The sequence below is a fragment of the Pseudomonas sp. MWU12-2319 genome (genome assembly GCF_023242525.1).
Lineage (GTDB): Bacteria > Pseudomonadota > Gammaproteobacteria > Pseudomonadales > Pseudomonadaceae > Aquipseudomonas > Aquipseudomonas gingeri_D.
The window spans coordinates 188413-204794 of the sequence record NZ_JALJES010000003.1 but is presented as its reverse complement, the minus strand read 5'-3'; the positions used below and the strand labels follow the sequence as shown (position 1 = coordinate 204794).

The 16382-nt window shown below is 61.1% G+C and carries 12 protein-coding genes; 11 read left to right on the top strand and 1 reads right to left on the bottom strand.

The genetic code is table 11. The annotated features are described in order from the left end of the window. The first annotated feature begins 5 nt into the window (after nt 1-5). Nucleotides 6-4244, top strand: coding sequence for a hypothetical protein (locus M5C01_RS06445; protein WP_248764290.1), 4239 nt, complete (start codon nt 6-8; stop codon nt 4242-4244). 9 nt (nt 4245-4253) lie between these two features. Here M5C01_RS06445 and queG read toward each other — a convergent pair whose 3' ends face one another. Then, complete coding sequence (queG, locus tag M5C01_RS06440; RefSeq protein ID WP_152737691.1) at nt 4254-5342, bottom strand: tRNA epoxyqueuosine(34) reductase QueG; 1089 nt, start codon at nt 5340-5342, stop codon at nt 4254-4256. Nucleotides 5343-5405: 63 nt separating this feature from the next. Between queG and M5C01_RS06435 the strand changes: the two genes are divergently transcribed. From M5C01_RS06435 to M5C01_RS06390, 10 genes are all read left to right on the top strand, one after another. Further along, nucleotides 5406-6266, top strand: a complete 861-nt coding sequence (locus M5C01_RS06435; RefSeq protein ID WP_152737690.1) for an NAD(P)H-hydrate dehydratase — start codon at nt 5406-5408, stop codon at nt 6264-6266. Beyond that, nucleotides 6254-6724: a tRNA (adenosine(37)-N6)-threonylcarbamoyltransferase complex ATPase subunit type 1 TsaE gene (gene tsaE, locus M5C01_RS06430; RefSeq protein ID WP_178129786.1), complete on the top strand. Its 471-nt coding sequence runs from the start codon at nt 6254-6256 to the stop codon at nt 6722-6724. Before M5C01_RS06435 ends, tsaE begins: the two co-directional genes overlap by 13 nt. Nucleotides 6725-6727: 3 nt before the next feature. Further along, the gene (locus M5C01_RS06425; RefSeq protein WP_218586074.1) at nt 6728-8155 is read left to right on the top strand and encodes an N-acetylmuramoyl-L-alanine amidase; all 1428 of its coding nucleotides are present in this window, start codon (nt 6728-6730) and stop codon (nt 8153-8155) included. An 8-nt stretch (nt 8156-8163) separates the two neighbouring features. Beyond that, entirely contained in the window at nt 8164-10071 is a 1908-nt protein-coding gene (gene mutL / locus M5C01_RS06420) for a DNA mismatch repair endonuclease MutL (RefSeq protein ID WP_178129785.1), read from the top strand. Further along, nucleotides 10071-11051, top strand: a complete 981-nt coding sequence (miaA, locus tag M5C01_RS06415; protein ID WP_152737688.1) for a tRNA (adenosine(37)-N6)-dimethylallyltransferase MiaA — start codon at nt 10071-10073, stop codon at nt 11049-11051. Before mutL ends, miaA begins: the two co-directional genes overlap by 1 nt. Before the next feature lie 93 nt (nt 11052-11144). Then, on the top strand, nt 11145-11405 hold the full coding sequence (gene hfq, locus M5C01_RS06410) for an RNA chaperone Hfq (RefSeq protein ID WP_040063849.1): 261 nt from the start codon (nt 11145-11147) through the stop codon (nt 11403-11405). Nucleotides 11406-11417: 12 nt separating this feature from the next. Further along, nucleotides 11418-12719: a ribosome rescue GTPase HflX gene (gene hflX, locus M5C01_RS06405; protein ID WP_152737687.1), complete on the top strand. Its 1302-nt coding sequence runs from the start codon at nt 11418-11420 to the stop codon at nt 12717-12719. A 96-nt stretch (nt 12720-12815) separates the two neighbouring features. Next, complete coding sequence (hflK, locus tag M5C01_RS06400; RefSeq protein WP_152737686.1) at nt 12816-13988, top strand: FtsH protease activity modulator HflK; 1173 nt, start codon at nt 12816-12818, stop codon at nt 13986-13988. Further along, entirely contained in the window at nt 13988-14857 is an 870-nt protein-coding gene (hflC, locus tag M5C01_RS06395) for a protease modulator HflC (RefSeq protein ID WP_152737685.1), read from the top strand. The genes hflK and hflC overlap by 1 nt, the downstream gene beginning before the upstream one ends. A gap of 294 nt (nt 14858-15151) precedes the next feature. After that, nucleotides 15152-16339 (top strand): ATP phosphoribosyltransferase regulatory subunit, encoded by a 1188-nt coding sequence (locus M5C01_RS06390; protein WP_103498402.1) that lies wholly within the window; start codon nt 15152-15154, stop codon nt 16337-16339. The last annotated feature ends 43 nt before the right edge of the window (nt 16340-16382 follow it).

Genomic DNA, 16382 nt, shown 5'->3' with positions numbered 1-16382 from the left:
GGTGTATGCAAAAGTTATCGTTTGACTACAGCCTGAATCAATATGAGATATCAGGCGCTGGGCTGGACAAGGAAAAGCTGGCCTATCTTGAGTCCATCCTGAAGGTCTTGAAGCGCTACGCGGTTGTTTTTCCAAGTCTTTATTTGGAGGATACAACGATCAGGGCAACGCTGGTCGGGAAGACTTACACCCTGGGCGAAATCTATACCCAGGGGAGCGGGGAGCAGCGAGTGATCTATCCCTGTTTTCGACATCAGTGGAGCTTTGATTTTACCCGGGATATTCAGTCCTTTGTGCTTTGGCAGGAGATGAATGAATCGCTGAGAGCGACTTATTCGAAGCTTGAGTCGGATTTGTTGACCGCAAGAGAGGGCGTTGCGCACGCGCGGGTCCATTTGGCCTTGCTCAAGGATTTCATCGCAATGGCCAAGGCCGAGGGCAATCACCTGACTGAAAAGCGGGAAGAGTTGAGCTTTTTGAAGGGGTTGATCTCACTCTATTATCTGGGTGTCGTCCAAAAAAAATGGCGGGTGTTTCAGGGTGTCAACTTACCGGTGAGCCCCTCCCGACCGGGTGTGCGTGTGAAACGTGCTGTGGGCACGTCGCTCAATCTGCTGATTGGTGAGGATATTGCCAGTACCCTGCTGTATCAATCACTTATAACCTATGAAAATCAACATCCGTTGACGCTGATCGATTTTTATTTTTCCTACAAAAATAGAGGTGCGTTGAAAGATCCCGATGATTTAATCAAGTTCTCCATTTCGTTTAAAGAGGTATTTCGACGGATCTATGGCAGCGAATGGCAGATCAGTGCAATCGCTTTTCCCACCATTGTCGATGTCTTGAACCCCAGTGCGGCAATCCCCATGGATCCAGAGGACGCTCATCGATATATCGGCAATCTGGATAAGGAGTTTGTACGTTTCAGAAAGGAAAATCTGGATCGGTTGATTGGGCTTGATCAGGACTTGGGCGTCCACAGCATCAGCAGCTACCATCAGGCGCGATCACATGATATCGATACGTTCTTCGGTCGCGGCCGACCCAGCCCGATTAATGTCCTATCGATTGATTACATCAGCCCACGGGCGGCAGGTGCTCCGTTTGACGGCATCATCAACATCGTCGGTCATGCGGATATTTTTGGTTTGGCCGGCGTCTCCAGTGCTGAGAGAGTAGCCGGCTGGATATACAGTAATGTTACGAGCGTATTTGGAAAGGAACCTGCCAGGTTCAAGGAAATCAGGTATCTTAATTTTGCCGCGTGTAATTTCCCCAAGGCCATGGCGGAGTATGTCGCGGCGCTTTTTGTCGAGCGCTGCCTGGAGGCGGGGCGCTTTAATGTACGGGGCGGGGACGGTGTAGAAAGACGCTGGATCCCGAATATAACCGTTATTTGCAGTCCTCACGCTTCTTTGGTGGCGTCCGCAAGCTCAGGCCTGGTACCGTTCAATGCGACGGATATCAAGGATAGAATGGCTCCTCTTCCGGGTGTCGTGCTAAGAATCATGAAGGAGATGCAATCGGCCGAGTTTATTGATTTTATATCGAAGACTGGCGCTTGGGATTTTGCTGCGCCCGCGGTTCAGCGCTTCTTGCAGGAAACCCATGTGTTTTCCGTCGCCGGTCTGGTCAAGGAGGCTTTTCAAGGCGGTGTTGTATCAGAGGCTGAGTTTGACCAGGCCAAGCAGGAAAAAGCGTCTGGTTATAGTGTTTATGAGCGCGATCTGGAAGAGGAACGAAAGAGGAGAAGGGCTGAGACAGTTGCGATTGGTGAAATGCCGTCGTTGCTGCTTGGGCCTTTGGCAGAGGCGCGGCACATTGCCCGTATGGAACACTTGGCTTATGAGATGGTTTCCATCAGGCCCAAGGGCGCGGAAGCATTTTTACGGGTCAACACATTTGAAACCATGCGCCAGTTGCACGAGTATTATGCGGAAATAAAAAATCGCTATCTCTCTCGCAAGCCGGATGGAACCATTGATGCCGATGCGAAGGTCAATAGTCAACAGTACAAGAGGGCCTTGGAGGATTTGAGAGCAGAAAACAGAATCAAGATTCTGATTGATCCGTTCGATCCTGGATATCATTACAAACGGCAGTTGATACTCAAGGGCTTTCGTGAGCATTTAGGTATTGCCTATCGGGAGTTTCAGGATTTCCCGTTCTACAGTGCGCATTATTCCCCGTTGTATGGTGTGCAACCTGATAATTATGCAACGACGTCCTACTACAGTCAGCAGTTGGCGCAGATTCTCTTTGTCGTTACCAAGCAAGAGTACGGGGAGATGACAGGGATTGAGGTGGACAGGATTCACATGTCCCCTGAAAGTAGTGTGCCGGACTCTATCTTCACTAAGGTTCAGCAGCACTTTAACGCTTTGACCATGAGGGCAATAGTGATTGGCGCACCCCTCTATCTCAGTCTTTTGGGCAGCGAGCAATTTGGCGTGTCGACGCGAGACCTGAGAGCGCTGCTCGAATCAGGCGAGGAAACCAAGATTCTTCCCGCCATCGATCAGCTGGAAAACAGCCTGAAACGCAAGAAGGCACTGGTGCAGGACTCGACGTCCTTGAGACACCTGCAAGAGACCCAGGAAAACCTCGGTCGTGCCAAGACCGCCATCGAGAAAAAGCAGCTGTCTCCCGCCGTCCTGAAGACCACCGCCCGCGTGGCCGCCGGTTCCAGCCGATTGCTCGGGGCCTTCGGGGTCTTTGTGGACTTCCGTACCCAGCCCTTCCACCTCGATTTTTCTTCGCTCAAATCGGGACTGTTTACTACCAGCGATTCATTGGCGGTGGTCAAGGGTGTCTTTGATTTCACCACGGATATCGGGCCGGTGCTGGCCCTGCGCCTGGCCTCCAGCGCTTCGCGAGCGCTCTGGCAGCCGAGGCTTGATCATCTGTTCTTCAAGATGAACAAGGTGTTGCTGCCCCTGGATGTGCTGTTCACGGCGGTCAGCCTGTACCGCAACGTCGAGGGCGCCCGCTTGGCGAAAACCGCCGAGGAGCAGGCGCTCTATATCACCATGACGGTGATCGATGGCGCCTCGTTTGGGGTGAGCCTGGCGGGATTTATCTTGCTGGGTGTGCCCGGGGTGGGGGTGGCGCTGATCCTGGTGGGGATGGCCCTGGCGGTGGTGAACATCCTTTTGAATGCCATCGTCAGCCTTTCCCAGCTGGAGAATTATCGCTGGGATGAGAAGGTGGGGTTGTTCTTCAGCAACCTGTTCGGCGCCTCAACGCTGCCGGGGATCCTGACCCAGCAGCAGATGCGTCAGGCGGCGGATCGATTGTTCACCGGGTTGCGGGAAGAGGGCATCGATCTTCTTCTGACGCCGATGATCAATGACGCGGACGATCACGATCAGACCAACCCGCTCAAGGATATTGGTGCGGTCAGCCAGGACACCAGCGTTCGCCAGCAGCCCAGGGGCTATACGTTGTCGCCGTCGGGGCTGACCTCGGATGACTTGACGTTCTGGGCGGATGCCAAGGACAAGGAAAAGACCGAACAGGTCCATAAGGGCTGGTACCTGCGCCGCCAGGAGGCTCGCCGGGGGCGAGAGCGCAAGCTGATGGTGACGATGCCTTCCACGCCGAGCACACGGCTGGAGGTACTGGATTTTGGTCCGATACCGACGATCCTGCTGTTCGGCGCCACGCCTCATCTGTTACTGGAGGCCAATCCGTTCGGCTGGGCGGCGGGAGAGTCACCGCAGGAGCAGGCTCTCAACAAATACCAGGTCAGGCTGCACCCCGAGACCGCCTACACCTTGCAGTTCAAAAAGAGCGTACTGACCTCAAAAGACTTTGACTCGAACTTTGGCAGCCAAACGGAGTTGATCGTGCCCGAGGGGGCGTTCCTGCGTTTGCCTCAAGTGAGCCTGGACCTGTCCGGCCAGGAGGATGCCCGCGAGACCATAGCGGAGTTGGACTTGTCCCGCTCTTCGCTGGAAGTCGTCAAGTTCAAGGACAAGAGTGCGTTCAAGCTTGATTTGTTGAATGCCGCTGACCACAGCGACTGCGCGCTGGAGCAGGTGGTACGTACCGTCCAACTGCCGTCCTATATCCGCTTCAAGAGCGGAGAAACCCACCCGGTGATGGCGGTGGTGGGGGAGGGCTCACGGATCACGCTGAGAAACTCGACGGGACGTTCGCTGCTGCTGCTAAGACGGGAGGTTCGTCGTTGCGAGATTGAGATACAGGCGTCGGTCAGCGGTTTTGCGGTTTCTGTTTGAATCTCCAGGTCAGAGCGGGACTGGACCCAGGGCACTGCGCTCGGAATGTTGGCGCAGCGCCCACTGCACATGCTCCTGGACCAGTTCCGACGGATGGTCCCGGCGGGTATTGAGGGCTTCAAGCACGGGGATCGTCGAGGGCGCATTCCCCAGCCCGACCGCCAGGTTGCGCAACCAGCGCTCATACCCCGCCCGGCGCAGTGGCGAGCCCTCGGTGTTTTTCAGAAAGGTCTCTTCGTCCCACAGGAACAGCTCGGCCAGCCCGGCATTGTCCAGGCTGTGTCGGGGCTTGAAGTCGCCTTCATCGGATGCGCGGGCGAAACGGTTCCATGGGCAGACGATCTGGCAATCGTCACAGCCAAACACCCGGTTGCCGATCAGCGGCCGCAACTCTTCCGGGATCGCGGTTTTCAGCTCGATGGTCAGGTACGAGATACAGCGCCGTGCGTCCAGCACATAGGGTCCGACAAACGCCGCCGTCGGACAGATATCCATGCATGCCGTGCAGCGCCCGCAATGTTCTGTGGCATGGGGAGCATCCACTGGTAGAGGCAGGTCGACAAACAGTTCGCCGAGAAAGAAGTAGCTGCCGGCCTTGCGATTGAGCACCAGGGTGTTCTTGCCGATCCAGCCGAGCCCGGCCTGTTCGGCAATGGCCTTTTCCAGCACCGGGGCGCTGTCGACGAAGGCGCGGTAGCCAAAGGGTCCGATAACCTGCTGGATACGCTCGGCGAGCTGTTGCAGGCGTTTGCGGATCAATTTGTGATAGTCACGGCCCAGGGCATAGCGCGAGACATAGGCTTTTTCCGGTTGGCCCAGGCGCTGGGCCATCTGCGTGTCGCCCGGGAGGTAGTCCATGCGCAACGACACCACTCGCAACGTGCCGGGCACCAGCTCGTCGGGGTGTGAGCGTTTGCTGCCGTGGGCGCCCATGTAATCCATGTCGCCGTGATAGCCGGCATCGAGCCAGCGTTGCAGGTGCCGCTCATGCTCGCCCAGCTCCAGACCGGCGATGCCGACTTGCTGAAAGCCCAGTTCACGGCCCCATTCCTTGATGGATTGGGCGAGGGCGGGGAGGTCGACGCTATTTACAGGCATGAGACAGGAGAAACCTAGGCTTTGGTGCGTATAATTCTGCCAGACATCAGAGCTCGACGACGCATGCCGCAGACCAAACCGCCTTTTTCCGATATTCAGTCATTGACCCTCGCCACCCTGCCGAGCCTTCCCGCACGTGAACTGGACGCCCACAAAGGGCTGTTCGGCCATGTGCTGTTGATCGGCGGCGACCGGGGTTTTGGCGGCGCCATTCTGCTCGCGGCTGAAATGGCCTTGCGCGGTGGTGCCGGGCTGGTGTCCCTGGCGACACGTCCGGAACATGTGGCGGCCTCCCTGGCTCGGCTGCCGGAGGTGATGGCGCTGGGCATCGAGTCGGCCAATCAGCTGATGACGGTGCTGGCCCAGGCGGGCGTGCTGGTGGTCGGCCCGGGGCTCGGTCAATCCGCGTGGAGCCGCAGCCTGTTGTCACTGGCGGCCAATGCCGGGTTGCCGCAAGTCTGGGATGCCGACGCCCTGAACCTGCTGGCCACGGGCAGCTTTACCTTGCCGGCGGACAGCGTGATCACCCCTCATCCAGGCGAAGCGGCACGCTTGCTGGGGATTTCCACGGCCGCTGTACAGGCGGATCGTCCCGCCGCCGCCCTCCGGCTGGCCCGGCAGTACCAGGCGGTCTGCGTGCTCAAGGGGGCGGGCAGCCTGATTGCCGCGCCGGACGGGCGCTTGTCGATCTGCGAGCGCGGCCATCCGGCCATGGCCACCGCCGGGCTAGGCGATGTCCTTTCCGGTTTGCTCGGCGCCCTGCGCGCCCAGGGCTTGCCGGCTTACGACGCCACCTGCCTGGCGGTATGGCTGCACGCCAGTGCCGGCGAGCAGTCGGGTAAAAACGGCCGAGGACTGGCGGCCAGCGATCTGATCCCGGTCATTCGACAGTTGCTGGAGGAGCAATCACCGTGTCTGAACTAACCCTTCAACTGCCGGATGAAGAGGCCATGGTCGCCTTCGGCCGGAAAATCGCCGAAGTCACCCGTGGCATCGGGGTGATTTTCCTCGAAGGCGATCTCGGCGCCGGCAAGACCACCTTGTCCCGGGGCATCATTCGCGGCCTCGGCCATGCCGGCGCGGTGAAAAGTCCGACCTTTACCCTGGTTGAACCGTACGAAATCGCTGATATCCGTGCCTTCCATTTCGATCTGTATCGCCTGGTCGACCCGGAAGAGTTGGAATACATGGGGATTCGTGATTATTTCGACGGCGCGGCCCTGTGCCTGGTGGAGTGGCCACAGCGGGGCGAGGGCTTTTTGCCAAAGCCCGACCTGACCATTACCATTAGCCCGCATAATGGCGGTCGTTCGCTGTATCTGTTGTCCCAGGGCGCCCGAGGCGACTCCTGGTGTGCCGATCTGGCATTGGAAATCAAATAAATGATGGGGTTTGGTATGCGCATTCGCGCGTTGGTTGCTGTCGTGGGATTGTTGCTGGCGGCACTGGCCGTTGACGCCGTTGCGGCGACACAGGTCAAGAGTGTTCGCCTGTGGCGGGCCCCGGACAACACGCGTCTGGTGTTCGACCTCTCCGGCCCGGTCCAGCACAGTGTGTTCACCCTGACTTCTCCGGATCGGCTGGTGATCGATATCAATGGCGCGACCCTGGGTGGCCCGTTGAATGTGCCGACCGCCAACACCCCGATCAACAGCGTACGGGCGGCCCAGCGCACACCGACCGACCTGCGGGTGGTGGTTGACTTGAAAAAGGCGGTCACCCCGAAGAGCTTCGTCCTGGCGCCGAACGCGCAGTATGGCAACCGCCTGGTGGTCGACCTGTTCGACAACCCCGCCGATGCCGCGCCACCCGCGGCGCCGACCCCGACGGTGGCAACCGTGCCAGCGGTCCCGGTGACGCCAACGGAACCGGCGATCAAGCTGCCGCCGGCGCCGGCGGGCAAGCGTGACATCATCGTGGTGATCGACGCCGGCCACGGTGGCGAAGACCCGGGTGCCTCCGGCTCCCGTGGCCAGCACGAGAAAGACGTGGTGCTGGCCATCGCCCGCGAACTGCAACGCCAGGTTGGCGGTATGAAGGGCTATCGCGCCGAGCTGACCCGTACCGGCGACTACTTTATCCCGCTGCGCGGACGTACCGAGATCGCCCGCAAGAAAGGCGCCGATCTGTTCGTCTCGATTCACGCGGACGCCGCCCCTTCGGCCGCGGCCTTCGGTGCCTCGGTGTTCGCTTTGTCCGATCGCGGCGCTACTTCCGAGACTGCCCGTTGGCTGGCGGACAGTGAAAACCGCTCCGACCTGATCGGTGGGGCTGGTAACGTCAGCCTCGACGACAAGGACAAGATGCTCGCCGGCGTGTTGCTCGACCTGTCGATGACCGCTTCGCTGACCTCCAGCCTGAACGTCGGACAGAAGGTCCTGAGCAACATCGGCCGGGTTACGCCGCTGCACAAGCAGCGCGTCGAGCAGGCCGGGTTCATGGTGCTGAAGTCGCCGGATATCCCGTCGATCCTGGTGGAGACCGGGTTTATCTCCAACTCCAACGAGGCGTCCAAGCTGGCCTCTTCGAATCACCAGCAGGCCCTGGCGCGCTCCATCAGTGCCGGTATCCGCCAGTTCTTCCAGCAGAACCCGCCACCGGGCACCTATATCGCCTGGCTGCGGGATTCCGGCAAGATCGCCGAGGGCCCGCGTGACCATCGCGTGGCACCGGGCGAGACCCTGGCCATGCTCGCCGTGCGCTACCAGGTCTCGGCGTCGACCTTGCGCAGTGCCAACAACCTGACCAGCGACGAGCTGAAGGTCGGGCAGAACCTGACGATTCCGGGTGCGGAACTGGCGGCCAAACAATGAGTGAAGCCTTGAACAGCAGTTCTCGTATCGAACTGCTCAGCCCGCGACTGGCGAACCAGATCGCCGCCGGTGAGGTGGTCGAGCGCCCGGCCTCGGTGATCAAGGAACTGTTGGAAAACAGCCTGGATTCCGGTGCCAAGCGCATCGATGTGGATGTCGAACAGGCCGGCGTCAAGCTGCTGCGAGTGCGCGACGATGGCAGCGGCATCTCCGCCGACGACCTGCCGTTGGCCTTGGCCCGCCACGCCACCAGCAAGATTCGCGACCTGGAAGACCTGGAACGGGTGATGAGCCTCGGTTTCCGTGGCGAGGCCCTGGCCTCCATCAGTTCCGTCGCCCGGCTGACCCTGACTTCCCGCACCCGCGACGCCGACCAGGCCTGGCAGGTGGAAACCGAAGGCCGCGACATGGACGCCCGGGTGCAGCCGGCGGCCCATCCGGTGGGCACCTCGGTGGAAGTCCGCGACCTGTTTTTCAACACTCCGGCGCGGCGCAAGTTCCTCAAGGCCGAGAAGACCGAGTTCGATCACCTGCAGGAAGTGATCAAGCGCCTGGCCCTGGCCCGCTTCGACGTGGCCTTTCACCTGCGCCATAACGGCAAAAGCATTCTCAGCCTGCACGAGGCCCATGACGATGCGGCCCGTGCCCGGCGCGTGGCGGCGGTCTGCGGCGCGGGTTTCCTCGAGCAGGCCCTGCCCATCGAAGTGGAGCGCAACGGCCTGCACCTGTGGGGTTGGGTCGGTTTGCCGACCTTCTCCCGCAGCCAGGCGGACTTGCAGTATTTCTATGTGAATGGCCGCGCGGTGCGCGACAAGCTGGTGGCCCATGCGGTGCGCCAGGCCTATCGCGACGTGCTGTTCAATGGCCGGCACCCGACCTTCGTGCTGTTTTTCGAGGTCGATCCGGCGGTGGTCGACGTCAACGTGCACCCGACCAAACACGAAGTGCGGTTCCGTGACGGGCGCATGGTCCACGATTTCCTCTACGGCACCCTGCACCGCGCCCTGGGCGACGTGCGCCCGGAAGATCAGCTGGCCGCGCCCGCTGCGGTGGCCGGCATGGTCCGGCCGACAGGGATCGAGGCCGGCGAGTTCGGTCCCCAGGGTGAAATGCGCCTGGCGGCCAATCTGCTGGAGCAACCCCAGTCGCAGCCTGCGTCCGCCTTTGCTCCGGCGGCCGGTTCGGGCTCGGGGGCCGGTTATCAGTATCAGTACCGCCCGCAATCGACCCAGATGCCCCCCGCCGCCGAGGCCCAGGGCGTCTATCGCGAGTTTTTCGCGCCGCTGCCGGATGCGCTGGCATCGCCGACCCTGCCCGACAGCCAGGGCGATGTGCCGCCCCTGGGTTATGCGCTGGCGCAGCTCAAGGGTATCTATATCCTCAGCGAAAACGCCCAGGGCCTGGTGCTGGTGGATATGCACGCCGCCCATGAGCGGATCATGTACGAACGCCTGAAGATCGCCATGGCCAGCGAAGGCCTGAGCGGCCAGCCGTTGCTGGTGCCCGAATCCCTGGCGGTCAGCCAGCGCGAAGCTGATTGCGCCGAAGAACATGTCGGCTGGTTCCAGCGCCTGGGCTTCGAATTGCAGCGCCTGGGCCCGGAAACCCTGGCGATCCGGCAGATCCCGGCCCTGCTCAAGCAGGCCGAGGCCAATCGCCTGGTCCAGGACGTACTGGCCGACCTGATGGAATACGGCACCAGCGACCGGATCCAGGCGCACCTGAACGAATTGCTCGGAACCATGGCCTGCCACGGCGCGATTCGCGCCAACCGGCGCCTGGCCCTGGCGGAAATGAACGGTTTGCTGCGGGATATGGAGAGCACCGAGCGCAGCGGCCAGTGCAACCACGGTCGGCCCACCTGGACCCAGCTCGGGCTGGATGATCTGGACAAACTGTTCTTGCGCGGTCGCTGATGATGGCTTCCAAGGCACTACCGCCGGCCATTTTCCTGATGGGTCCGACGGCGGCGGGCAAGACCGACCTGGCCATCGAGCTGACCAGGGTGCTGCCGTGCGAGCTGATCAGCGTCGATTCGGCCCTGGTCTACCGGGACATGGATATCGGCACGGCCAAGCCCTCGAAAGCACTGCTGGCGGAGTTTCCCCACCGTCTGATCGATATTCTCGACCCGGCACAAAGCTATTCCGCCGCCGAGTTTCGTAGCGACGCCCTGGCGGCGATGGCCGAGATCACCGCGCGCGGCAAGATTCCGCTGCTGGTGGGCGGCACCATGCTCTATTACAAGGCGTTGCTGGAGGGCCTGGCGGAGATGCCGGCGGCTGATCCGCAGATCCGTGCCGAAATCGAGGAAGAAGCCGCACGTTTGGGCTGGCAGGCCCTGCACGATCAACTGGCGGTCATCGACCCTGTCTCGGCGGCGCGCATCCACCCCAATGACCCCCAGCGCCTGAGTCGGGCGCTGGAAGTCTATCGGGTCAGCGGATCGAGCATGACCGCCCACCGCCAGCGACAATCTGCGCAAAGTACTGACGCAGCCGCTTCGGGACGGCCGCAATTGCCCTATACTGTTGCCAACCTGGCTATCGCCCCGGCGAATCGCCAGGTTCTGCACGACCGAATTGCACAAAGATTCACACAAATGCTGGAACAGGGGTTCGTAGACGAGGTCGTAGCTCTGCGTAGGAGAAGTGACCTGCATGTCGGGTTGCCGTCCATACGTGCTGTGGGCTACAGGCAAGTCTGGGAGCATCTGGAGGGCAAGCTGACGTCAGCCGAAATGCAGGAGCGCGGCATCATTGCCACGCGCCAGTTGGCAAAGCGCCAGTTCACCTGGTTGCGCAGCTGGACGGATCTGCACTGGCTCGACAGCCTGGACTGCGACAATCTGCCACGCGCCTTGAAATACCTTGGGACGATCTCCATATTGGGCTGAGTCCTTGCAATTGCCGTCTATCCTTGGGGGAAAGGCGGTACAAGCCATCCATTTACCCATTTTTTATTATTGATCCTTAAAGGAGTGCGGCACATGTCAAAAGGGCATTCGCTACAAGACCCTTACTTGAATACCTTGCGTAAAGAGAAGGTCGGGGTTTCCATCTATCTGGTCAACGGTATCAAACTGCAAGGCACGATCGAATCCTTCGACCAGTTCGTGATCCTGCTGAAGAACACCGTCAGCCAGATGGTCTACAAGCACGCCATCTCGACAGTGGTGCCGGTTCGTCCAATTCGTCTGCCTAGCGCAACCGAAACCGAACAGGGTGACGCTGAGCCAGGTAACGCCTGATAGGAGTCTCCTTTGTTCTTTGAGCGCCACGGTGGTGGTGAACGGACCATTCTCGTTCACTTGGAAGGTCAGGACCCTGAGGCGCGCGAAGATCCGCAGGAGTTTCAGGAGTTGGCAGTATCGGCAGGTGCCGAGACCGTCGCGTTCTTCAACGTGCCGCGTCATCGGCCAACCGCCAAGTATCTGATTGGCACTGGCAAGGTCGAGGAGCTTCGCGACCTGGTCAAGGCCGAACAGGTCGATATCGTGATTTTCAATCACATCCTCACGCCCAGCCAGGAACGTAACCTCGAACGTGTCTTCGAGTGTCGCGTGCTGGATCGCACGGGCCTGATTCTCGATATTTTCGCCCAGCGCGCCCGCACCCATGAAGGCAAGCTCCAGGTCGAACTGGCCCAGCTTGAGCACATGAGCACGCGGTTGGTCCGCGGCTGGACTCACCTTGAGCGGCAGAAAGGCGGTATCGGCCTGCGCGGTCCGGGTGAAACCCAGCTGGAAACCGACCGGCGCTTGCTGCGGGTACGCCTGCGGCAGATCAAGGGGCGCCTGGAAAAGGTCCGCAGCCAGCGCGAGCAGTCTCGCCGCGGGCGCAAGCGCGCCGATATCCCGACGGTGTCGCTGGTGGGCTATACCAACGCCGGCAAGTCGACGCTGTTCAATGCGGTCACCGAATCCGACGTGTATGCGGCGGACCAGCTGTTCGCCACCCTCGACCCGACCCTGCGCCGTCTCGAACTCGACGACCTCGGGCCGATCGTGCTGGCCGACACCGTGGGGTTTATCCGCCACTTGCCGCACAAGCTGGTCGAGGCTTTCCGGGCTACGCTCGAAGAGTCGAGCAACTCCGACCTGTTGCTGCACGTGATCGACGCCGCGGAACCGGACCGGATGCTGCAGATCGAGCAGGTCATGGTGGTACTCGGCGAGATCGGGGCCCAGGACTTGCCGATCCTCGAGGTCTACAACAAGCTTGATCTGCTCGAGGGCGTCGAGCCGCAGATCCAGCGCGATGAAGACGGCAAGCCACAGCGGGTCTGGCTCAGCGCCCGGGACGGGCGGGGGCTGGAGCTGCTCGAACAGGCGATTGCCGAGTTGCTGGGCAACGATTTGTTCGTCGGCACCTTGCGCTTGCCGCAGCGTTTTGCTCGACTGCGTGCACAGTTCTTCGAGATGGGCGCGGTGCAGAAGGAAGAACACGACGAAGAAGGCAGTTGTCTGCTGTCCGTCCGTTTGCCCAGGGCCGAGCTCAATCGAGTGGTCTCGCGCGAAGGGATGAAGGCGCCGGAATTCATCGAACAACACACTTTGCAATAAAAGCCTGGGAAAGCGGTTGTGCCGCGTTGACAGGCATTCTGTAGCATTGGTCGGCGCGCCGCGGGCGCGTCTTTGCTTTATCAGATGGAGAGCGCTATGGCTTGGAATGAGCCGGGTGGCAACTCGAACAATCAGGATCCTTGGGGTGGCAAGCGCCGTAACAACGGCGACCGCAAGGGGCCGCCGGATCTCGACGAAGCCTTCCGCAAGCTGCAGGAGAGCCTGAACGGGTTGTTCGGTGGCGGTAAGAAACGCGGTGACGATGGCGGTTCGGGCGGTGGCAAGGGCGGCGGTTTCGGCCTGCTGGGCATTGGCCTCGTCGTGCTCGCGGCCATGTGGCTGTACAGCGCGGTCTATGTCGTCGATGAGCAGGAGCAGGCTGTCGTGCTGCGCTTCGGCAAGTACTACGAAACCGTAGGGCCGGGCCTGAACATCTATTTCCCGCCGATCGACAAGAAGTTCCTGGAGAACGTCACCCGTGAGCGGGCGTACACCAAGCAGGGCCAGATGCTGACCGAAGACGAGAACATCGTCGAAGTGCCGCTGACCGTGCAGTACAAGATCAGCAACCTGCAGGACTTCGTGTTGAACGTCGACCAGCCGGAAATCAGTCTGCAACAGGCCACCGACAGTGCCCTGCGCCACGTGGTGGGTTCCACCGCGATGGACCAGGTGCTGACCGAAGGGCGCGTGCAGATGGCCGGCGAGATCAAGGAGCGTCTGCAACGCTTCCTCGACACCTACCGTACCGGTATCACCGTGACCCAGGTGAACGTCCAGAGCGCCGCCGCGCCCCGTGAAGTCCAGGAAGCCTTCGACGACGTGATCCGCGCTCGCGAAGACGAACAGCGTTCGCGCAACCAGGCCGAAGGTTATGCCAATGGCGTGGTCCCGGAAGCCCGTGGCCAGGCCCAGCGTATCCTCGAGGATGCCAACGGTTATCGCGACGAAGTGGTGTCCCGCGCCAAGGGTGAGGCCGACCGCTTCACCAAGCTGGTGGCCGAGTACCGCAAGGCGCCGGAAGTCACCCGTGAACGCCTGTACCTGGACACCATGCAGGAAGTCTTCAGCAATACCAGCAAGGTGCTCGTGACCGGTAACAAGAACGGCCAGAGCAACCTGCTTTACCTGCCGCTGGACAAGATGATCCAGAGCGGTTCCGGCGCCGGTACGCCGGCCAAGGTGGTGGGGTCGATGGCCAGTGGCAACACTGATGTCACGCCGCATATCACCGAGCCGCAACCCACTCGCACCCGGGAGAGCCGCTGATGAGCAATAAATCACTGATCGCCCTGATCCTCGGGGTCATCGTGGCAGTGGCTGCCTGGAACTGCTTCTACATTGTGTTGCAGACCGAGCGGGCCGTCCTGCTGCAATTCGGCCGTGTGGTCGAGGCCGATGTCCAGCCAGGCCTGCATGTGAAGCTGCCCTACGTCAACCAGGTGCGCAAGTTCGACGCCCGCCTGATGACCCTGGATGCTCCGACGCAGCGCTTCCTGACCCTGGAAAAGAAAGCCGTGATGGTCGATGCCTACGCCAAGTGGCGGGTCAAGGACGCCGAGCGTTTCTATACCGCGACTTCCGGTCTGAAGCAGATCGCCGACGAGCGTCTGTCCCGGCGTCTGGAGTCGGGCCTGCGTGACCAGTTCGGTAAACGCACCCTGCACGAAGTGGTCTCCGGTGAACGTGATGCGCTGATGGCTGACATCACCGCCTCGCTGAACGCCATGGCCGCCAAGGAGTTGGGTATCGAAGTGGTCGACGTCCGGGTCAAGGCCATCGACCTGCCGAAGGAAGTCAACCGCAGCGTCTTCGAACGCATGAGCACCGAGCGTGAGCGCGAGGCTCGTGAGCACCGCGCCAAGGGTAACGAACTGGCCGAAGGCATTCGTGCCGACGCCGATCGCCAGCGCCGTGTATTGTTGGCCGAAGCCTATCGCCAGTCGGAAGAAGCCCGCGGTGATGGTGATGCCCAGGCCGCCGCAATCTATTCCAAGGCCTACGGCCAGGACCAGGAGTTCTACGCGTTCTACCGTAGCCTGCGCGCCTACCGTGAAAGCTTTGCGGACAAGAGCGACGTGCTGGTGCTGGACCCGAGCAGCGACTTTTTCCGTTATCTGGAAAAAGCCAAGCCCTGATCCAAGACGTATCGTGTCCCCCCTCCGCCCGGCAGCTAAAATGCCGGGCGGGGTGATCCTTTCGGAAAACGGGTGTATGATGCGGCAGCCGGGAAATTCCCGGCTTTTTTGCGTCTGTATGTTTGATTGGCGGACGGCGGGTTGATCGACCCGACAGGTTTTTCGAGGAAAGTGGTAGGCGAAGCCGATTTCAGGCTGTTCGTCGCGTCGTTCTTGCGCGCGTGTTAACCATTTTCTGCTTCACTCAAGGCTCGCCTGTGGGCTTGCTGCCCAGATCATAGGGGAAAGGCGTTAATGGCAACGGTAGATCGCTGGCTTCTGCCAGATGGCATCGAAGAAGTACTGCCGCCTGAAGCGGCGCGCATCGAAGTGGCGCGGCGTCAGGTGTTGGACCTGTTCCAGAGCTGGGGCTATGAGTTCGTTGTCACCCCGCATATCGAGTATCTGGAATCCTTGTTGACCGGCGCCGGCCAGGACCTGGACCTGCGCACCTTCAAGGTGATCGACCCGCAGTCGGGTCGGCAGATGGGGTTTCGCGCGGACATCACGCCGCAGGTGGCGCGTATCGACGCCCACACCCTGCGTCGCGAAGGCCCGAGCCGCCTGTGCTACGCCGGCAGTGTGCTGCATGCACAGCCGCGGGCCCTGTCGTCCTCGCGCAGCCCGATCCAGTTGGGCGCCGAGTTGTACGGCGATGCCAGCCCGAGCAGCGACGTCGAAGTCATCAGCCTGATGCTGGCGATGCTGCAACTGGCCGATGTGCCGGATGTACACATGGACCTCGGTCACGTCGGTATCTACCGTGGCCTGGCTCGCGCCGCCGGTTTGTCCGGTGAAGTGGAACAACAGTTGTTCGATGCCCTGCAACGCAAGGCGATCGATGAAGTGATCCAGCTGACCGAAGGTTTGCCGGCCGATCTGGCCGCGATGCTGCGGGCGCTGGTGGATCTGTGTGGCGGCCGCGAAGTGCTGGTGGCGGCCCGTGAGCGCCTGGCGGGTGCCCCGGCGCAGGTCGCTGCGGCGCTGGATGACCTGCTGGCGATTGCCGAGCGGCTGTCCACGCGCTTCCCGCAATTGCCGTTGTATTTCGACCTGGGCGAGTTGCGCGGTTACCACTACCACACCGGTGTGGTGTTCGCGGTGTTCGTTCCGGGTGTCGGCCAGGCCATCGCCCAGGGCGGTCGCTACGACGATATCGGCGCGGACTTCGGCCGTGCACGTCCGGCGACAGGCTTTTCCACCGATTTGAAAACCCTGGTGACCCTGGGGCGTGCCGAAATCGAGCTACCGTCTGGCGGTATCTGGATGCCTGACAGCACGGATGCGGCACTCTGGCAGTTGGTCTGCCAGTTGCGCGGCGAGGGTCAGCGTGTGGTCCAGGCCTTGCCCGGACAACCATCGGCCGCCGCCCGCGAAGCGGACTGCGACCGGCAATTGATTCAGCAGAACGGGCTTTGGCAAGTATTGCCGCTGGCTTCTTGAGTTTTCCCGCCGGCGGCTGCCGGCACCAAGTTTGCGCGAATGA